The organism is Pelomonas sp. Root1237 (assembly GCF_001425055.1).
Taxonomy (GTDB): Bacteria; Pseudomonadota; Gammaproteobacteria; order Burkholderiales; family Burkholderiaceae_C; genus Pelomonas.
Window position 1 is genome coordinate 428,924 of record NZ_LMDK01000001.1, and the last position, 18,229, is coordinate 447,152.

At 70.0% G+C, this 18,229-nt stretch carries 23 protein-coding genes; 7 read left to right on the forward strand and 16 right to left on the reverse strand.

The window, feature by feature from the left end; translation table 11 throughout:
* From arsN2 to ASC91_RS01975, 7 genes are all read right to left on the reverse strand, one after another.
* Complete coding sequence (arsN2, locus tag ASC91_RS01945; protein ID WP_082532342.1) at positions 1-1,860, reverse strand: arsenic resistance N-acetyltransferase ArsN2; 1,860 nt, start codon at positions 1,858-1,860, stop codon at positions 1-3.
* Positions 1,851-2,342 carry a MarR family winged helix-turn-helix transcriptional regulator gene (locus ASC91_RS01950; RefSeq protein WP_056191549.1) on the reverse strand — a complete coding sequence of 164 codons (492 nt, stop codon included), beginning with the start codon at positions 2,340-2,342 and terminating at the stop codon, positions 1,851-1,853. Before ASC91_RS01950 ends, arsN2 begins: the two co-directional genes overlap by 10 nt.
* Positions 2,343-2,457: 115 nt before the next feature.
* Positions 2,458-3,132 carry an MIP/aquaporin family protein gene (locus ASC91_RS01955; protein WP_056191551.1) on the reverse strand — a complete coding sequence of 225 codons (675 nt, stop codon included), beginning with the start codon at positions 3,130-3,132 and terminating at the stop codon, positions 2,458-2,460.
* Positions 3,129-3,635: an arsenate reductase ArsC gene (locus ASC91_RS01960; protein WP_056191554.1), complete on the reverse strand. Its 507-nt coding sequence runs from the start codon at positions 3,633-3,635 to the stop codon at positions 3,129-3,131. Before ASC91_RS01960 ends, ASC91_RS01955 begins: the two co-directional genes overlap by 4 nt.
* A 7-nt stretch (positions 3,636-3,642) precedes the next feature.
* Positions 3,643-3,978: a helix-turn-helix transcriptional regulator gene (locus tag ASC91_RS01965; RefSeq protein WP_056191556.1), complete on the reverse strand. Its 336-nt coding sequence runs from the start codon at positions 3,976-3,978 to the stop codon at positions 3,643-3,645.
* Positions 3,979-4,035: 57 nt separating this feature from the next.
* A complete protein-coding gene (locus ASC91_RS01970) occupies positions 4,036-5,007 on the reverse strand; it encodes a PHB depolymerase family esterase (RefSeq protein WP_082532343.1) in 972 nt (323 codons plus the stop codon).
* Complete coding sequence (locus tag ASC91_RS01975; protein WP_056191557.1) at positions 5,004-5,294, reverse strand: DUF2789 family protein; 291 nt, start codon at positions 5,292-5,294, stop codon at positions 5,004-5,006. The genes ASC91_RS01970 and ASC91_RS01975 overlap by 4 nt, the downstream gene beginning before the upstream one ends.
* Positions 5,295-5,500: 206 nt before the next feature.
* Between ASC91_RS01975 and ASC91_RS01980 the strand changes: the two genes are divergently transcribed.
* Together ASC91_RS01980 and ASC91_RS01985 are read left to right on the forward strand one after the other, a co-directional pair.
* Positions 5,501-6,649: a mechanosensitive ion channel family protein gene (locus ASC91_RS01980; RefSeq protein ID WP_056191559.1), complete on the forward strand. Its 1,149-nt coding sequence runs from the start codon at positions 5,501-5,503 to the stop codon at positions 6,647-6,649.
* A 5-nt stretch (positions 6,650-6,654) separates the two neighbouring features.
* Positions 6,655-7,887: a potassium/proton antiporter gene (locus ASC91_RS01985; protein ID WP_056191561.1), complete on the forward strand. Its 1,233-nt coding sequence runs from the start codon at positions 6,655-6,657 to the stop codon at positions 7,885-7,887.
* Here the strand turns inward: ASC91_RS01985 and ASC91_RS01990 are convergent.
* The 7 genes from ASC91_RS01990 to ASC91_RS02020 form a co-directional block, all read right to left on the reverse strand.
* The gene (locus ASC91_RS01990; RefSeq protein ID WP_056191562.1) at positions 7,884-8,276 is read right to left on the reverse strand and encodes an SgcJ/EcaC family oxidoreductase; all 393 of its coding nucleotides are present in this window, start codon (positions 8,274-8,276) and stop codon (positions 7,884-7,886) included. The two genes, ASC91_RS01985 and ASC91_RS01990, sit on opposite strands and share 4 nt — an antisense overlap.
* A gap of 36 nt (positions 8,277-8,312) precedes the next feature.
* Positions 8,313-9,236 carry a serine O-acetyltransferase EpsC gene (gene epsC / locus ASC91_RS01995; RefSeq protein WP_056191564.1) on the reverse strand — a complete coding sequence of 308 codons (924 nt, stop codon included), beginning with the start codon at positions 9,234-9,236 and terminating at the stop codon, positions 8,313-8,315.
* Positions 9,193-9,750 (reverse strand): hypothetical protein, encoded by a 558-nt coding sequence (locus ASC91_RS02000; protein ID WP_056191566.1) that lies wholly within the window; start codon positions 9,748-9,750, stop codon positions 9,193-9,195. Before ASC91_RS02000 ends, epsC begins: the two co-directional genes overlap by 44 nt.
* Positions 9,751-9,755: 5 nt before the next feature.
* The gene (locus tag ASC91_RS02005; protein WP_056191568.1) at positions 9,756-10,514 is read right to left on the reverse strand and encodes a thioredoxin family protein; all 759 of its coding nucleotides are present in this window, start codon (positions 10,512-10,514) and stop codon (positions 9,756-9,758) included.
* Between the two features lie 81 nt (positions 10,515-10,595).
* Positions 10,596-11,240 carry a hypothetical protein gene (locus tag ASC91_RS02010; protein WP_056191570.1) on the reverse strand — a complete coding sequence of 215 codons (645 nt, stop codon included), beginning with the start codon at positions 11,238-11,240 and terminating at the stop codon, positions 10,596-10,598.
* Between the two features lie 26 nt (positions 11,241-11,266).
* Positions 11,267-12,478 carry a hypothetical protein gene (locus tag ASC91_RS02015; RefSeq protein ID WP_056191572.1) on the reverse strand — a complete coding sequence of 404 codons (1,212 nt, stop codon included), beginning with the start codon at positions 12,476-12,478 and terminating at the stop codon, positions 11,267-11,269.
* 3 nt (positions 12,479-12,481) lie between these two features.
* Positions 12,482-13,675, reverse strand: coding sequence for a sorbosone dehydrogenase family protein (locus ASC91_RS02020; RefSeq protein WP_056191574.1), 1,194 nt, complete (start codon positions 13,673-13,675; stop codon positions 12,482-12,484).
* A gap of 96 nt (positions 13,676-13,771) precedes the next feature.
* On the opposite strand from ASC91_RS02020, the gene ASC91_RS02025 reads away from it, so the two are divergent.
* Both ASC91_RS02025 and ASC91_RS02030 read left to right on the forward strand, forming a co-directional pair.
* Positions 13,772-14,356, forward strand: coding sequence for a LysE family translocator (locus tag ASC91_RS02025; RefSeq protein WP_056191576.1), 585 nt, complete (start codon positions 13,772-13,774; stop codon positions 14,354-14,356).
* On the forward strand, positions 14,356-15,801 hold the full coding sequence (locus ASC91_RS02030; RefSeq protein WP_056191578.1) for a PLP-dependent aminotransferase family protein: 1,446 nt from the start codon (positions 14,356-14,358) through the stop codon (positions 15,799-15,801). The genes ASC91_RS02025 and ASC91_RS02030 overlap by 1 nt, the downstream gene beginning before the upstream one ends.
* On the opposite strand, the gene ASC91_RS02035 is transcribed toward ASC91_RS02030, so the two are convergent.
* Positions 15,794-16,285: an MOSC domain-containing protein gene (locus ASC91_RS02035; RefSeq protein WP_056191580.1), complete on the reverse strand. Its 492-nt coding sequence runs from the start codon at positions 16,283-16,285 to the stop codon at positions 15,794-15,796. The genes ASC91_RS02030 and ASC91_RS02035 overlap by 8 nt on opposite strands.
* 107 nt (positions 16,286-16,392) lie before the next feature.
* On the opposite strand from ASC91_RS02035, the gene ASC91_RS02040 reads away from it, so the two are divergent.
* Positions 16,393-17,085: a hypothetical protein gene (locus ASC91_RS02040; RefSeq protein ID WP_235531777.1), complete on the forward strand. Its 693-nt coding sequence runs from the start codon at positions 16,393-16,395 to the stop codon at positions 17,083-17,085.
* A 21-nt stretch (positions 17,086-17,106) separates the two neighbouring features.
* Here the strand turns inward: ASC91_RS02040 and ASC91_RS02045 are convergent, their stop codons facing one another.
* Positions 17,107-17,442, reverse strand: coding sequence for a hypothetical protein (locus tag ASC91_RS02045; protein WP_056191582.1), 336 nt, complete (start codon positions 17,440-17,442; stop codon positions 17,107-17,109).
* A gap of 259 nt (positions 17,443-17,701) precedes the next feature.
* Here ASC91_RS02045 and ASC91_RS02050 point away from each other — a divergent pair, with 259 nt between their 5' ends.
* Together ASC91_RS02050 and ASC91_RS29150 are read left to right on the forward strand one after the other, a co-directional pair.
* Positions 17,702-17,923 (forward strand): hypothetical protein, encoded by a 222-nt coding sequence (locus ASC91_RS02050; RefSeq protein ID WP_056191584.1) that lies wholly within the window; start codon positions 17,702-17,704, stop codon positions 17,921-17,923.
* Positions 17,924-17,963: 40 nt separating this feature from the next.
* Positions 17,964-18,113, forward strand: a complete 150-nt coding sequence (locus tag ASC91_RS29150; RefSeq protein ID WP_157281027.1) for a hypothetical protein — start codon at positions 17,964-17,966, stop codon at positions 18,111-18,113.
* Positions 18,114-18,229 lie beyond the last annotated feature (116 nt).

Genomic DNA, 18,229 nt, shown 5'->3' on the forward strand with positions numbered 1-18,229 from the left:
TCAGCCGCAGCAGCGCGAGGCGCGCTCCGGCGCCGGCTTGGGGGCGCAGCTGCTCGGGCCGCAGCCCGACTTGGGCGCGGCCACGGCCACCACCGCTGCCGGGCCGCAGCAGCCGGACGCTTCGCCTTCGACCGCCAGGTTGACCGAGCAGACACCCGTCTCCGGCAGCTCCAGTTCGACCCGGTCCGCCGCCGTCAGGTCGCCCGCGATAGCGGCGACGACCGAGCGCGCCTGCTCGAAGCCCGTCGCCATCAGGAAGGTCGGTGCGCGGCCATAGCTCTTCACGCCCACGGTGTAGAAGCCCGGCTCCGGGTGGGCCAGCTCGCGGTGGCCATGCGGGCGCACCGTGCCGCAGCTGTGCAGGTTCGGGTCGATCAGCGGCCCCAGCGCTTCGGTGGATTCCAGCCACGGGTCGAGCTTGACGCGCAGCTCGCTGGCCAGCGACAGGTCGGGGCGCTGGCCGGTCGCACAGATGATTTCGTCGACACCGTCAACGACGACGGGCTGCTGTTTCGGGTCCAAACCGCTGAGGCGCAGCTGCCCGCCCACGCGCTCGATCCGCGTGATGCGCAGGCCAGCGAAGAACTCCAGTGCACCGCCATCGTGCAGCCGGCGCAGCGACGTGCCCAGCGCGCCGCGGGCAGGCAAGGCGTCCGCGTCGCCACCGCCGAAGACGCGCTGCAGCGTCGGCGTGCGCACGGCCCAGGCCAGGCGCGTGCCGGGCGACTGCCTGGCCAGTTCGGCCAGCGCCAGCAGCGCATTCGCGGCCGAGTGGCCGGCGCCGACGACCAGGGTGCGCCGCCCCTCGTAGCGCGCCCTCTGCGCGCCCGTCACGTCGGGAATGCCGTAGAAGATCTGCGCCCCTGCCTCGGTCTCGCCGATGGCGTGCAGGCCGTTGGCGCCGACCGGATTGGGCTGGTTCCAGGTGCCGGTTGCGTCGATGACGGCGCGGGCGCGCAGCTCGTGCACTTCGCCGCCTTGCTCGTAGCGGATCAGGAAGGCAGCCTGGTCGCGCCCGGCGCTCTTGACCTTGTCGAAACCCTCGCGGCTGACGGCCACGACGCGTGCGCCCAGCTTCAACGCGCCGGCCACCTGCGGCAGGGCCGCAAACGGCTTGAGCACGCGCTCGACCACCTCGCCGGCCTTGGGCAGCTCGGCCGCCGGCGGCGCTGTCCAGCCAGTGGGCAACAGCAGGCGGGCCATCGCGGGGTCGACGTCGAACTGCCACGGCGAGAACAGCTGCACATGGCCGTAGTCGACGAGATTGGCGCCCACCGTCGCGCCGGCCTCCAGCGCGACAAACGGCAAGCCGCGCTCGATGAGCTGGGCGACCGCCGCCAGCCCGACCGGCCCGGCGCCAAGCACCGCGACCGGCAGCGGGCCATCGGCGACCGGCGCTTCACGCAGCACCAGCGTCATCAGTGCCGCACAGGCCGGGCAGGCGCCCTGGAACTCGGCCGAGGCTTTCAGCGCCTGGGGCGCCTCCTCGATCTTGATGCGCTTGAAGCCGTATTGCGCGAAGTACTCCGGCGCCGTGACGGTCAGCAGATAGAGGGCCGCGATGTCGCGCGAGCGGGCTTCCTGCAGCAGCCGCTCGACGAGCAGGCGCCCGATGCCCTGCTTGTGCAGGCCCGGCGCAATGGCCACCGAGCGCAGCAGCGCGATGGTTCCGGCGACATGGCCGTAGACCTCGGCGCCGGCGCAGCCAACGACCTCGCCATTGCTGATGGCAAGCAGATAGGTGGGCAGGTGCGCCTGCGCGCCCTCGGTGGGCAACTTGTTCGCCAGCAGCAGGGCTTCGATGGCGGGCCAGTCGGCGGCGCCGGCCTGGCGCAGGGAGGGGGTGTCGTTCAACAGCATGGTTTGGAATCCTGGATGGGCTCCTTCAGCACTTGGGGCGGCAGGCAGCAGGTCGCGGCCGGGTCTTCGCGCAATGCCTTCAGGAGCGTCAGCAAAGAGGTCTCGACGGCGGCGCGTTCGCGCTCGCTCAGGGATGCCAGCAACTGCTGGGCATGGTCGTCGAGGGTCTGGTTCAGCTCACGGACGGTGCGTTCGCCGTCGGCGGTGAGCGTGACGAGCCAGCTCCTTGCGTCGAGCGGGTTCGGCTCCTTGCTCACCAGCCCACGGGCTGCCATGGCCTCCACGGCACGCGACACCCAGCTCTTCTCCAGGCTGACCCGCGTGCCCAGTTCCGACAGCGGCAGCGGCCCGGAGCGGCCCAGCTCGGTCAGCAGATGGCATTGCGTGCTGGTGGTGCGGCAGCAGTCGGCCACGACGCGCTGGGCGCGGGTGTACAGGCGCGCCACTTCGCGCAACAGGCTGCCGGGGGCGGACTCGGTCATTTGGGTGTGTATAGCAACTATCCGGGCGCATGTTGAGGTCCGCTTTGTTCGTTGTCAATAGCAACCACCTGGGTCAAAAAGGCGGGGCTCGCAGCCCCGCACGTTCAAGTCACGGTCAGGCCGCGCGTCGGGCCGTGACCTCGGCGGCCGTGCCTGACAGTACGCGGTTCACCACCACGGCCATCACGGCACCCACCAGTTCAGCAACGACAAAGCCCGGTGCACTGGCGGGCGCGATGCCGGCGAAGCTGTCGCTGAACATGCGGCCGAACACGGCCGCCGGATTGGCGAAGGAGGTCGACGCGGTGAACCAGTAGGCCGCACCGATATACGCCGCCACCATGGCCGCGACGCGCGAGCCCGGCGCGCGCAGGATGACGAGCACGAGGCCGAAGGTCGCGACGCCCTCCGCGATCCACTGCCCCGTGCCGGCGCGCAGCTTGGTCGAGAACTGCAGCACGCTCATGTCGAACATTGCGTGGGCCAGCCACGCGCCCAGCATTGCGCCGGTCAGTTGCGCGGCGACATAGGGCAGCAGGGCGGCGACAGGCAGCTCGCCACGCCAAGCCATCACGGCGCTGACGGCGGGGTTGAAGTGAGCGCCGCTGACTGGGCCGAAAACCTCGATCAGCACGTACAGGCCGCCGACCGTGGCCAGCGTGTTGGCCAGCAGCGCGAGGGCCACGTTGCCGCCGGACAGGCGCTCGGCCATGACGCCGGAGCCGATGACGATGGCCAGCAGCAGGGCCGTGCCCAGGGCTTCGGCGAGGAGTCGGCGAGGCAGGTTCATGCCTTCGAGATCCCGACGAGGGCTTGCTGCAGCTCGGCCTTGCTCATCGTGGCCAGTGGCAGGGCCAGCAGTTGCAGGAGCCGAAAGCCGATGGCCTGGCGCGTCAGCTCGAAGGCGCGGCGCTTGCCCTCATCGCCGCCCTCGGCGTTGGACGGGTCCGGGTAGCCCCAGTGCACCTTGACCGGCTGGCCGCCGCTGCCACCGAAAAAGACCGGGCACTGCTCGGCGGCCGCGCTGTCGCAGACGGTGATGACGATGGACAGCGGTGGTGCGCCGTCCTGGCTGAATTCATCCCAGCTCTTGCTGCGGTAGCCCGAGATATCGACGCCGGCGTTGCTCAGGGCCTCCAGCGCAAAGGGGTTGATGCGGCCACTCGGGGCGCTGCCGGCGCTGTGCGCCTGCACGTCGCGGCCGAGCTTCTTTGCCCAGTGGTTCAGCATGCCCTCGCTGAGCACGCTGCGGGCGGAGTTGTGGGTGCAGAGGATGAGGACGTGGGTGGTCATGGCGATCTCAGCAGCAGGATGCCGTGCCGCTCGGCACGACGCAGGTGGCGCCCTGGCAGCAGTTTTCGGTCAGATAGCCCAGCAGCGAGTTCATGCTGTCGTATTGGGCGCGATAGATCAGGTTGCGGCTGGCGCGCTCCTGGGTCACCAGGCCCGCGTTGACGAGTTCCTTCAGATGGAAGGACAGCGTGGCTGGTGCTACGCCCAGCCCCTCCTGGATGGCGCCGGGTGTCAGCCCCGCATCACCGACGACGACCAGGGCGCGGAACACCCGCAGGCGCAGCGGCTGGGCCAGGGCGGCGAGGGCCTTGATTACAAATTGCTCGACGGCTTGTTCATCCATACTTCCATTATTATCGAATCATGGATTGAAGTGCAAGCGGTCCGGCAATGCCGGCGCTCAGCGAAGGGATTGGATCTTTGTCTGCTTTGCCTCGAACTGCCGCGCCACAAAGCGCCAGACCATGCGTGATGCGTCCGGCCCGTTGGCGTCGCTGAAGCGCTGGCGCGCCGCGCCGCCGCTCCAGGCGTGGCCCAGTCGGTCGACCTCCACCAGCGTCGCCACCACCTCGCGCGAGCGCTTGAACTGCGTCACCCGCATCGGGTAGCGCTTGCCGCGGCGCTGTTCTTGCGCCGGCTCCTGGTGCGCGCCGGCCGCCTCGGACCACATCAGCGCCGCAGAACCGGCGTTGCGGGCTGACACGACGCGGTCCGCGTCACCGTGGATGACCATCAGCGGCGGCCAGTCCTGGGCCGGGCCGGGTGGCAGCGGCTGGCGTCGTCCCTGCATCGCACCGACGGCCGAGACCGGCGAACTCGCCGTGCCGGGCGGCACGCCCGAGTGCATGACCAGGGCCTTGAAGCGCTGTGGGTAACGCGTGGCCAGCAGGGCCGCCATGCTGGCGCCGGCCGACAGGCCGGCCACGGCAATGCGCTCGCGGTCGGCCGTGTACAGCATGCAGACCTGGTCGACGGCCTTCATGATCCAGCCGGCTTCGGCGAAGGCGCGGCCCGACTGTGTGTCGAACCAGTTCCAGCAGCCCTGGGTGTTGCACAGCCGTGGCTGCTCGGGATAGAGCACCAGGAAGCGCTCGCGCGTGGCGACGGCATTCATGCGCGTGCTGGCGGCAAAGCTCTTGGCGTCCTGGTGGCAGCCATGCAGCATGACGAGCAACGGCAGCCGCTCGCCGAAGCGCACGCTCGCGGGCCGGAACAGGTAGTAGCGGCGCGGCCCGTCCGCGGCCATCACCAGGCCCATCAACCAGCTGCCCGCGCTGGACGGCGGACGATGGCGCTCGCGCAGCGGCTGGGTCGCCCGCTTGAACAGCGCGGCGTTGCGGTTGAGCAGCGCCGACCACGAGGGCTGTTTCATCCGCCGGTGCTGTCGTTTGGAGCCTGGGCCAGCTCCGAGGGGTCGGGATGCTCGCGCAGCAGGGCGTTCAGCTGGTCGATCTGCCCGCACCAGTCACCATCGTCCTGATGCCATTGCTCGCGGATGAAGGCGACCTGGCTGGCGTTCCAGAACGGGGCCTCCGACAGATTCAGCGTCTGCGGCAGCGGCCGGTGCAGGCGGATGAACTGCTTGATTTCGGCCGGCGAATCCGGCAGGCCGAGCTGGCAGAACAGGGCCTGCATGTCATGGTGGGTGGTGGTGTCCATGGCGGATCCTCTTTCAAAGGGTTTCAAGGCGGAAACCGTGAGGCTTAGACCTTAGATGTCGGCGCCGCTGCGCGGTGTCAGCCGACACCCCGTCCACGACGGTCGTCCCTGTCAGCCGAGGCCCACACTGCCGGCTGTCACCCGCTGACAGACTGGCGGGAACGGCGCACCTACGGTCATGGGATTGAAGACTGCAGGAGGTCGCGATGACCTGGAATGAATTCATTGCGCGCATGCAGGCCGCTTGGCCCGATGTGGGCTGGACCGACGTGTTGCCCGCCGTGCTGGCCGGCGCCTTGACCATCGTCATCATCAAGGTCGGCCTGCGCTTCGTCGTGCAGCGCTTGCGCAAACTGTCGCAGCGCACCAGCAGCACGCTGGACGACGGCCTCGTCAGCGTGCTGGAGCGCACCAATGGCGCGCTGATCTGGGTGGTGGGCCTGCTGGTCGGGCTCAACATGCTGCCGCTGGACGACCGCTGGCATGACCGCGTGTCGCAGCTGTGGTTCGCCGTCGTGGCCCTGCAGCTCGGCCTGTGGGCCCAGCAGGCGGTGGCGCAGGTGCTCGCGGCCCAGCAGACGCGCCATGGCGGTACGGCGGCGCTGTCGGCCTCGGCCACGCTGCTCAGCTGGGGCCTGCGCGGCGCGCTGTGGGTGGTGGTAGTGCTCGCCGTGCTATCCAACCTCGGTGTCAACATCACGGCCTTTGTTGCGAGCCTGGGTATCGGTGGCATCGCGCTGGCGCTGGCCGTGCAGAACATCCTCAGCGACCTGTTTGCGTCGCTGGCCATCGCGGTGGACAAGCCCTTCGAGGTGGGCGACTCCATCACCGTCGGCGACGTCACCGGCACGGTGGAGCGCGTGGGCCTGAAGACGACGCGCATCCGCAGCCTGGGCGGCGAGCAGATCGTCATGTCCAACGCCGAACTGCTCAAGCGCACGGTGGCCAACTTCAAGCGCCTGCAGACGCGCCGCGTCGCCTTCACCTTCGGCATCACGTCCGATGCGTCCGCCGACGACGCTGCCGCGGTGCCGCCGTTGGTCAAGGGGCTGATCGACGCCGACCCCAAGCTCGAACTGGTACGGGCCCACTTCAAGGGCTTCGGCGAGAACTCGCTGAACTTCGAGGTGGTCTACCGCGTCAACGATCCCAGCTATGACGTCTACATGGACCACCAGCAGACGCTGAACCTGGCGCTGATGCGCGAGCTGCAGCAGCGCGGCATCCGTCTGGCGTTCACCACCAACACCGTCAACGTTGTCGGCTTGCAGTCACCGGCGCCGGCTGGCCCGGCGGCAACGCGCAAAGGCGCCTCGCCCGACGCGCCTGACATCGTGCCCGCCGCGGCAGGCTGAACTTTGTGATCCACAGCGCCGCCGCCGGCCCCGAGTTGCTGACGGCGGCCATTGCGGCCCTGGTTCTCGTCGCCATCGCCGGCGCCCTCTACACCCACCGCCTCGGCCTGTCGCATCTGCTCGTCTTCATGGCGGTTGGCATGCTGACCGGCGTGGATGGGCCGCTGGGCCTGCCCTTCGACGACCACCGGCTGGCCGTCACCGTCGGCAATCTCGCGCTCGCCCTCATCCTGTTCGATGGCGGCCTGCGCACGCGCTGGAGCGAGGTGCGCCGGGCGATGCTGCCGGCCAGCCTGCTGGCCACGGTAGGCGTCGCGATCACGGCCGCCATCGTCGCGGGCATCGCGAAGGCGGTGCTGGACATGCCGTGGACCGAAGGCCTGCTGCTGGGCGCGGCGGTCTCGTCCACCGATGCCTCCGCCGTGTTCGCGCAGTTCGCCGCCAGCAAGCTGCGTCTGGAGCCACGCCTGGCGGCCACCATCGAGGTCGAGTCGGCCCTGAACGACCCCATGGCCATGGTGCTGACCATCGGCCTGATCGCCTGGTTGATGCCCTTCGGCCAGCCGGGCGACGCGCAGGTGAACAGCCTGGTCGACCTGCTGCCCCTGCTGGGCGAGCAGCTCGGGCTGGGCCTGCTCGCCGGCGTGCTGGGCGGCCTGCTGGCCGCATGGTGGGTGGGCAAGCTGCCCATCACAGATGACCACGACGGGCTGACGGCGCTGCTGATGGCGGCACTGGGCTTCCTGCTGTTCGCCGTCACCAACCGCTGCGGCGGCTCGGGCTTCCTGGCTGTGTATGTCGCCGGCCTGCTGGTGCGCCACCGTGCCGAACGCGTGGCGGCGATGAGCCTGCCCGGGCTGAACGGCTACACCTGGCTGGCCCAGGCGGTGCTGTTCCTGCTGCTGGGCCTGCTGGTCACGCCGCATGAGGTTCTGCGCCTGATCGGCCCGGCCCTGCTGCTGGCGGCCGGCCTGATGCTGGTCGCGCGGCCCGCTGCGGTCTTCCTGTGCCTGGCGCCGCTGGGCTTTAGCTGGCGGGCACAGTGTTTCGTGGCTTGGTCGGGCCTGCGCGGCGCGGTGCCTATTGTGCTGGCCACCTACCCGGTGCTGGCCGGCCTGCCGAACGGCTGGCGCTTCTTCGACGTGGCCTTCGTCGTCGTGCTGCTGTCTCTGCTCATCCAGGGCCCGACGCTGGCGCCACTGGCGCGCTGGCTGGGGCTTGATCAGAGTAAGCGCTAGGCTACCGGCGCCAGCAGGTTGGCGTCACGCGCCAGCTTCCACCGGCCGCCATCCTTGCGCAGCAGCGTCAGCGTGTGGCCCTCGCGGCGTGTCGGCGGCGAACCATCCGGCGGTGTGGCGGTCACGCTCAGGCGGGTGCGCATGAAGGCCCAGTCGCCCAGGATCTGCACCTCCAGCATCTCGCTGTGCCCGTCGAACTTCGGCGCCTCGCCGCGTGCCTGGCCCTCGGCGGCCTTGGCGAAATCGCTCTTGGTCATCGGGGCCCGGCCGGGCGTCAGGAAGACGGCGTCATCCGTCATCAGTGCGAGCACGGCCTGGACATCGCCCTCGCGCGTGGCGGCCATCCAAGTCGTCACGAGATCACGGATCTCTTGTTCATCGGCTTGCATGTCACCACCTTAGCGCCACGGCGGGCGCTCGCTGTTTCAGGTTGTGCCGGCCAGGGAGTCCGCCTGCGTGACGAGGCTGCCCGGCGGCACGCTGCGCGTCAGCCAGACATTGCCGCCAATGACGGCCCCGCGGCCGATGGTGACGCGGCCCAGCACGGTGGCGCCGGCATAGATGACGGCCTCGTCCTCGACGATGGGATGGCGCGGCTGGCCCTTGACGAGATTGCCGTCGCCGTCGGTGGGGAAGCTCTTGGCGCCCAGCGTGACGTTCTGATAAATGCGCACGCGCTCGCCGATGACGGCCGTCTCGCCGATGACCACGCCGGTGCCATGGTCGATGAAGCAGCCGCTGCCGATCGTGGCACCGGGGTGGATGTCGATGCCCGTGTCGGCATGCGCCAGCTCGGCGACGACGCGGGCGATCAGCGGCAGGCCGAGCTTGTAGAGCTCATGCGCGAGGCGGTGGCTGATCAGGGCGCGCACGCCGGGGTAGCACAGCAGCACCTCGTCGACGCTGCGCGCCGCCGGATCGCCCTGGTAGGCGGCGAGCACGTCGCTGTCCAACAGCACGCGCACGCCGGGCAGGGTGCGCAGGAAGCGAGTGGCCAGCTCGGCGGCATCCTGGCTGGGTGTGTCATCGCCACGCTGGCGGGCCTCGTGGCGCAGCTCCAGCGCGGCCTGCTGGCGCAGTGTTGCCATGGCGGTGCCGATGGTGTGGCCGACGTAGAAATCCTCGTTCTCGGGCTGCAGCGTTGGCGGCCCCAGGCGCATCGGGAACAGCGCGCCCGACAGGCACTGCACCATGCCTGCCAGCAGCTCGCGCGACGGCAGCTCGCGGCCGTCGCCGCCGCGGCGGTGCGCCTCGCGCCAGCGCCTGCGTTCGTCGCGCAAGGCCTCGACGACAGCCTGCAGTTCATCACCGGGCGCGGGCGTTGACGGAGGAGTGAGGGCTTGGGTCATGGCGGGCGCCGCGCAGGCGGTTGGCAAGGGCGGCCAGTATAGAAATCCACCGTTTCCCCACGAGGGCCAGGGCTGCCGTCACGGCCAGCATCGCCGCCATGTGGACGGCCACGGCCGCCAAGGCCAGCAGCAGCGAGCCCGAGGCAGTGATCTCGCGGGCCGGCGAGGCACTCAGGCATAGCGGCACCAATGCTGGCACCAGCATCATGCCGCTGCCATGGGCACTGGCCACCAGGCAGGACCACAACGCCAGCCCGGCCTTGGCGCGCCGCAGCGCCAGCGCCAGCAGCAACAGCAGGCCGCACAAAAGTTGCCCGCTGCCCATGGACCCGCCCAGCGCCACCAGCACCGCCACGCCGCCGATTGCGCCGGCATGCCCGAGCGCGATAGGCAGCAAGGCCCGGCGCGCGTTCTGCGAGCAGGCGGCCAGGCCCCAGCCGGTGGCCGGGTTCAAGCCGTGCAGGGCGCCGGCGCCGGCCAGGGCCAGCCACGGCCAGAGGCTGGTGGCGCTCATGACCGTCAGGCCTTCTGGCCGCAGCAAGCCGCTGCTGCTGGCGCCTGCGACTCGTAGCGGTCGTGGTGGCGCACCCACTCCATGGTGTAGCTCAGGCCCGCCTCGTCACGGCCCTTGGGCGTCAGGTCGATGAGGTTGTAGCTGCCCATCATCACTTCCACGCCACGGCCGAAGGTCGAGTAGGTGTGGAAGACCTGGCCGTCGTCATCCTTGCAGAAGATGCTGATGCCGGGCGCCTCTTCATTCGGGAAGGGCGTCATGTGGAAGTTGTAATAGACCTCGCCGTCGACCCGGTCCGCCGGCGTGAAGCTGACGTGGAAGTCGCGGTTGAAGTCATTGCCGTTGGACGAGGCCCAGGCGAATTGCCAGCCCATGCGGCGCTTGAAGTCCTCGAGGTCGGCCAGCGGCGCGCGCGACACCGCCAGCAGCGCGATGTCGCGCTGGGCCAGGTGGGGCGCCATGCTGTCCAGGTGGTCGGCCATGAAAGAGCAGCTCTTGCAGCCCTGCTCCCAGCCGGGGCCGAACATGAAGTGCTGTACCAACAGCTGGCGCCTGCCCTGAAACAGCTCGCTCAGCTTGCGCGGGCCGGCCGGCGTGTCGAAGACGTAGGTGTTGTCGTCCAGGCGCACCCAGGGCAGGGTGCGGCGCTCTTCGGCGACCTGGTCGCGCAGCCGGGTCAGTTCCTTCTCGCGGGCGAGCAGGTTCTTGCGTTCGGCGATCCAGAGATCGCGGGTGACGACAGGATGAGAAATGGGGGCGTTCATCAAAGGCTCCTTGGGTGGGTGAAGGCAATGCAGCGGCTCCACCCGGGGTTCGGGTGAGTTCTGCTCAGGGGGAATCAGTGGTTAGGCGCGCTTGGGGCGGCGCACGGCGCGGACCTTGCCCGCGCCGCCGCCGCCGGCGTAAAACAAGTCAGCGCCGTCGGATTCGAGGCCGCTGACATTGGTGCCGGCGGGCATCTGCAGACTTTCAAGCACGCGGCCATCGGCGGGGTCGATGCGGCGGATCTCGCTGGCGTCGTCCTCCCAGGTGCCGTGCCAGAGCTCGCCATCGACCCAGGTCACGCCGGTCACGAAGCGGTTGGACTCGATGGTGCGCTGGATGGCGCCGGTGGCGGGGTCGATCTGGTGGATCTTGCGGCCGCGGTGCTGGCCCACCCACAGGCTGCCCTCGGCCCAGGCCATGCCGGAGTCGCCACCCTGGCCCGGCGCCGGGATGGAGGCAACGACGCTGCCCGTGGCGGGGTCGATCTTGTCGATGCGGGCTTCGGCGAGCTGCCAGAGGTAGCGGCCGTCGAAGGCGGTGCCGGCGTCGCAGGGGCGCTCGATGCGCTGCTGGGCCTCGCCGCTGGCGGGGTCGAAGGCGACCAGGGCGGCGCCGGTGGCGGCCCAGACGCGCCGACCGTCGTGGGTGACGCCGGCGACGCTCTTGCCGCCTTCGAAGGGGCCGTATTCGCGGACGATCTCGGCGGGGTGGATCACGGTGTTCATGGTTTGCTCCTTGCGATGGGCGAACCTTAGCCAAGCTGCAGCGCGGCGGGGAGTAACAAGATCGTCGTGAATCCGGTCAGCGGCGGCGCCAGCCAGCGCCGCGAGCGCGTCTGGCCGATGGCGCGCACGCGGCCTGCGGCCTCCAGTTCGGCCAGCTCGCGTTGCACGGTGCGCTGGCTGGCGTCCAGGGCCAGGGCCAGGGCCGAGGTGGACCAGGCGGCGCCGTCGGACAGCAGGGCCAGCAGCTCGCTGGCCTCGCCTTCCATCGGTGGCGAGAGCACGGCCACCTCCGGAGCGCGCAGCGCAAAACCGCGTGCGGTCGCCTCGATGCCGGCGACGGGCTTGACCAGGGCACGCAGCCTTCCAATCTCGACGCGCAGCCGCGCTCTATGGGTTTCGTCGACCTCGCGGATGCGAAAGGCGCGGGCAATCAGCGTGTCGCGCTCGGCCTCGCCCGGCCAGGCCTCGGCGAGGGCCCGCAACAGCGTGAACAGGACGGGGCGGCGGGCGAGTGGCACGCGCAACTCCCCGGCACTCAGCGCGTGGCGGCATGCGTCGACAACGACGGCGCCCGAGTCCATCAGCGCGGCCACCTCGTGCAGGCGCAGCGGCTGCCAGGCGCCGGCCACGAGCCGGCGTGCGGCGGTGTGGTCGAGCACGGCAGCAGCGTCGGCGGCCTCGGCCATCAGCGCCGGCACGCCGGCCCGTGCGGCTGCGTCGCGAGCGCGTGTGAGGGCGGCGTGCACCTCGGCCATGCGCAGCGAGCGCAGCGCCAGTTCCGCGCCGGCCAGGGCGGCCACGGCAGCGGGCAGGGGTGGCAATGCCTGGTCGTCAAGCGGCGCGAGCAAGGCCGAGGCGGCATCGAGTCGGCCCAACAGCAATTGCCGCCGCGCCGCGATCAGTCGGGCCTGCAGCGCGTTGACGCGGTCGCCGCGCGTTTCGAGCGCGGCCATGGCGGCCTCCAGCGCGCGCGGTGCGGCGCTGAAGTCGCGCATGGCCAGCGCCACCTCTGCCTCGGCGACGACGCAGCGCGCCCGTGCCGTGGCCTCCTGCGCGCCAAAGCCCTGGGCCGCGCGCCTGAGCAGCTCGCGCGCCCGGGCCAGCTCGCCGAGCTGGGCCATCGCGATGCCGCGCAAGGCCAGCGCAGGCGGGTCCTCGCGCAGCGCGACGCGCTTCAGTGCCGCCAGCGCATCGCCGGCGGCCAGGGCGCGGGCTGCGGCGGAGATCAGCGAGTCCATGGACTAGCGCGGCGCGAGTAGCAGCAGGTCGCCATTGCGGTCCTCGGTGATCCACAGGCGGCCTTGCTCGTCCTGGTCGACATCGACCGGCGCGCCCATCGGGTGCTTGCCGGCCTGGGCGCTCCATCCCGCGATCAGCGGCAGCTGCTCGCCCATGGGCTGGTGTTTGCGATCGAAGCGCCAGGCCATCAGCCGATGGCCCGTCGACTGGTAGCCATGCCAGGTCATGACGAGGCTGCCCTGCCATTTCGCCGGCCCGGCCTTGCCGTAGAACAGCATGCCCAGCGGCGCGGCATGCGCCGGCAGCAGCTTCACCGGTGGGGTGAAGTCCTGGCAGCTGTGCGCGCCGAAGCTGCTGTCCAGGATGTCGGTGCCGGTGCAATGCGGCCAGCCGTAGTGGCGGCCGGGTTCGACGCGATTGAGTTCATCGGGCGGGCTTGCCTTGTCGTATTTGTCGCCGGGCAGGCTGTCGCGGCTGTTCTCGGCCTGCCAGAGCTCGCCGCTGTCGGGGTGGAAAGCCAGCCCGACGGAATTGCGCAGGCCCCACGCGAAGGGCTGGCCCTCCCATGCGCCGCCATCTTTCGGCGTGAACTTCCAGACCGCCGCCAGCGGCGCCTTGCCGCCCGTCTGGCCGCAACCCTGGGCCGTGCCGGCCGCGACACCGTCCATGGCCTCGCAATGGTCGCTCGGCGCGCCGTAGTTGACGAAGAGGGCGCCGGCGGCGTCGACGGCGAAAGACTTGAGCGGGTGGCGACCCTGGGTGGGCAGCTCGGTGACGAGGGGCTGCAGCCGGCCCGCGGGCAGTTCGACGCGGCTGATCCGGTGCGCCTCGGCCAGCAGCACATGGCCCTGAGCGTCCTTGCGCAGCCCATGCGGGCGGTCCAGGCCCTTCAGCAGCACCGTGACTTTGAAGGGCTGGCCCGGCTCGCGGGTCAGCCCCAGCAGCCGGCCATGGCCGGGGTTCCAGTTGCCCATGTCGGTGACGAGCAGGCGGTTGGCACTGAGCGCCAGCACACCGCGTGGCCGGCCCAGGTTGGAGGCGGCCAATGCGAGGCAGAACTCGGGCGCGACCTTCAACGAGGTGATGGCGGGCAGGCCGTCGCATTGGCCCTGGGTGCGGTAGGCGGGCGGCTCGGCCCAGACGGGTGCGGCGACGGCAGCGGCCAGGGCCCAGGCGGCGCGAAGGGTGAAGCTCATACGGCCATTGTGTCGGTCGCCGCATTGATACAGCACGCCGCACGGCACCGCGCGCTGTAGCTTCACGTCCCGGCCGCCGGGCGCTGCAATGGCCCCATGAACGAGATGCTGCCCTTCGCCACCTACTGCCTGCTGATGTCCAGCACCCCCGGCCCCAACAACATGATGCTGGTGGCCAACGGCGCCCACTACGGCTACCGGCGCACGCTGCCGGCCATCCTGGGCACCAACACCGGCGTGGCCGTGCTGACCTTCGCGACCTGTGCGGGCCTGGGTGTCGTCTTCACGGCCTGGCCGGTGCTGCACGAAATGTTGAAGCTGGCCGGCACCCTCTACATGCTGGTGCTGGCCTGGAAGCTGGCCGTGGCGCCCGCCGCCAATGGCCGGCCGCCGGAACGGGTCGGGTTCGCGGAGGCCGCGCTGTTCCAGGCGGTGAACCCCAAGAGCTGGATCCGCGCGGTGACGGTGGCGTCGGTCTTCATGCCGGCGCAGTGGAGCATCGTCAGCGGCGCCTTGTTCGTCAGCTTCGCGGGCGCCCTCATCGGTTTCCCCTGCGTCTCGATGTGGGCGCTGTTCGGCGTCGGCATTTCCCGCTTCCTGTCCAGCCCGGCGCGCCGCCGCGCCTTCAATGTCATCATGGCCACCTCCCTGGTTGTGCTGGCCCTGATGCTGCTGCGCTGATGTTTTCTCTGGACCGCGACTCCCCGACGCCGCTGGCCGATCAGATCGAGCAGCGCCTGCACGCGCTGATCGCCAGCAGCCAGCTGCCGCCCGGCGCACGGCTGAACTCCATCCGCCAGCTCGCGTCGCGGCTGGGCGTCAGCCCCAACACCGTCGTCGTCGCGTACGACCGCCTCGTCGCTGCCAGCCTCATCGACTCGCGCGGCACCGCCGGCTTCTTCGTCGCCGAGGGCCCGGCCGACGCCATGCCCGACGCCGCCCGCGTGGAGGCCGGCGAGGAGCAGGAGGCCGTCTGGCTGGCCCAGCAGGCGAACGACCAGAAGGCCGGCGTGCTGCTGGCCAGCAGCGGCGCGCTGCCGGCCACCTGGCTGGAAGACGCCATCCCCGCGGCCGCCGTGCAGCGCGGCCTGGCCCGCGCCACGGCCGGCATGGCCTCGCGCTGCCCGCCGCAGGGCCTGCCTGAGCTGCGCGAGCGCATCGCGATGCTGCTGCGCAGCCAGGGCGTGGCCGTGGATGCCGGCCGCATCCTGACGACCTATGGCGGCACCCAGGCCATCGACCTGATCTGTCGTGCCTTCCTGCGCCCGGGCGATACGGTCGCCGTCGAGACGCCGGGATATTTCCTGCTCTTTGACCGCCTGCGCCAGGCCGGCGTGACCATCGTGCCGGTGCCGCGCCGGCCCGATGGCATCGACCTGGAGGCGCTGGACGCCGCCTGCACCGAGCACCGCCCGCGCCTGCTCTTCATCCAGAGCGTGCTGCACAACCCGACCGGCTGGGGCAGCACGGCCGCCAACCTGCACCGAGTGCTGATGCTGGCCCAGCGCCACGACTTCCTGATCGCCGAGGACGACGTGCAGGGCCACTTCCACCCCGGCGCGCCGACGCGGCTGGCCCAGCTGTCGGGGCTGGACCGCGTCATCTACTACTCCAGCTTCTGCAAGGCCATGAGCCCGGCGCTGCGCCTGGGCTATATGGCGGCCGAGCCGGCGCTGCTGAAGGCGCTGATGCGCGAGAAGATCATCTCGGTGCTGACGACGGCGGCGCTCAACGAGTACGTGCTGCTGGAAGTGCTGGCCGCCGGCCGCTGGCGCAAGCACCTGGACCGCCTGCAGCAGCGCCTGGCCGCGGCCCGCGCCGCGGCAACGCTGCAGCTGCGCCAGGCTGGCGTGCTGCTCGAGCATCCGGGCGAGGGCGGCCTGTTCCTGTGGGGCACGCTGCCAGCCGGCGTCGACGTGGACAACGTCGTGAAGGAGGCTTTTCGCGCCGGCATCCTGCTGGTGCGCGGCGCCACCTTCGCGGCCGATGGCGCTCGCGACTCGCACATCCGTTTCAACGCCGCCTTCAGCCAGCAGCCGCGGCTGGCGCAGTTTCTGCAAGATCAGCTCAGTGCGACGGCCAGTGCCCAACGCGCCGTCGATCGGGCACGCAGCAAGGTCAGCTGACGCTCACCACGTCACCGACGCGGATGGCGCCGCCCTCGAGGATGCGCGCCGTCATGCCGCCATGGCCGCGCATCGCCGCATAGCCGCCCGGGCCGATGACCTCCTCCATGCGCGAGCAGGGCGCGCAGGGGCCGACGATCTCGATCAGCGCTGCGCCGACGCGGACCTTGGTGTTCTTCAGCGTCAGCAGGTTGATGCCGGAGATGACGAGGTTGCGGCGCAGGTCGACCGGGTCGATCGGGCCGCTGCGCGCAAATGCCGCGATCAGCGGCAGGTGCTCCAGCTGGATCAGCGTGACCTGGCGCGTCGACAGCTCGGCCTCGCCGCGCTGGCCGAGCCGGTCGTCGGCCAGGCCAATGCCGGCCAGCGCCGTCGTCTGCTCGATGCGTCGGGCCCGGTCGCGCGGTGCGCCGCGCACGATGATGGTCTCGACGCGGCCCTGGATATGGGCCGGCGGCGTCATCAGGTCGCGCATGGTTTTCATAGATACACCTTAGCCCGGCTTTGGTCCGCATAGTTCACGGATGCGCGGCACGGGGCAGTCAAGTCTCGTCCGGTCACGCCCGAAGATGCTCTCAAGGAGTGTCTGCCGTGCTGAGACGTCTTTTTTCCACCTTTGCTTTTGTGTGTGTCGCGCTGTCGCAGACCGCTCACGCCGCCGATCTGACCGCCCTGGAAATGCGCTGGCTGCAGGGCATCACGCCCGTCATTGCCCATGCTCGCCAGGCGCTCGCCCTGCCGGTGGACATCGTCGTGCAGCCCCAGGCCGAGCCCGGCACGGCGCCGCTCGCGCTGGGTTTTGTCGATGGCCGCTGCAAGCTGGTGCTGTCGATGCGCGGCAACCCCGAAGGCCAGCGCCAGATCGACGCCCTCGACCCCGCGCTGCGCGGCCCGGCCCTGGAGCTGATGGCCGCCCATGAACTGGGCCATTGCCGCCGCTATCTCGATGGCGCCTGGCATGGTGTGCCGGCCGGCTTCGTCGCCGCCAAGCCCCCGGACGGCCTGGCCGCGGATCTGCAGCAGGCCTGGCTGGCCATGCGGTCCACGCGGCGTGAGGAAGCCTATGGCGATCTCGTTGGCCTGGCCTGGGCGCAGGCGCGCCATCCCGCGCTGTATGCCAGGCTGCATGCCTGGCTCGTGGCGGAACGGTCGACCGACCTGATTCCCGGCAGCCACCACGACACACTGGATTGGTTGGCCCTCGTCCGCGACCCGGCCATGCTGGACGGCCGCACGATGTTCGAGGCCGCCGACCGCGTCTGGGCGCGTGGTCTCAGGGACTGAGCTGACGCCGCTCTTTCCCGTCTACGCCTGCCACACCGCGTAGCCCGCCTCACGCAGGCCGATGGCGAGTTCCACTTCCATGTCGCGCGCCGCGTCGTAGGGCATCGGGTTGTAGAACTCGTAAAGCTCGGGCATCAGGCGCACGCCGTACTTCAGGACGAAGCGATTGGCCTGCACGCCGGCCATGTGCCTGTCAAAGCGCAGATCCGGGTCCAGGCCCGTCATGCCGACGTACAGGCAGGGCTTGACGATGTCGTGGCCGGGGTTGGCCTTGCGAAAGGCTGGCTCGTTCCAGACGCGTTCAGACAGCAGCACGACATAGACGTGGTGGTGATCGCGGCGCTGTCGGCGTGGCATGGCAGGGCGGATTGTCTGGCGACCCCACGATGGCAAAAAAGCCCGGCGACCCTTGGGCCGCCGGGATTGAACGCCTTGGCGTGCACCTCACACCTGGCAACGGCGACCCGGCATGATACTGTTGATTTAAACAGTGTTTCGGATGCCGGAAACGTGGCGAAGTCCTCATGCTTGATGACGCCCCACTCAACCTGGGCCTCGCCAACCTTCGGTGCCTTGGCTAAAACCGCCATTCAAAGTTGCAGTCTGAGGAAGTCACATGAATGCTCAACACGCTTTCGTATCGCTGCTGCTGTTCGCCGCGCTCGTCGGCCTGGCCTTCCTGGGCCTGTCGTTCGGCCATGCCCTCAAGCACCATGACCTGGCCCTGTGGGGGCACCATCCCTTGTTTGGATCAGGCATGGCGTCGCTGATCACCGCTCTGCTTGGCGGCATCTTCTTGTTCGGCCTGGGCCGCTCGCCGCACGACCGCAAGCAATAGCAGCGGCGCTGCGGCCGACCTGGCCCATGCATCGGCCCAGTTGCTCGATCCGTCGGAGGAGATCGAGGTCAGCTTCATAGCGCAGGCGGCCATCAGCGGCGACATCGAGGCCGGGCGGTTCTCGCAGGCGCTGCATGTGGCGTCGTTCTATCGCGCCGTGGGTCATCTGGCGGCGCGCTGCGAGCCTTAGCCCGTCTTTCCAGCGGGCCAGCCGCTGGCCCCGCTCGCCCCACCATTCACCCCAACGCGCCTGCCAGGCGCGCAGCGCCGTGGAATGCTGGTGCTCATCCAATGACCCAGGGAGTT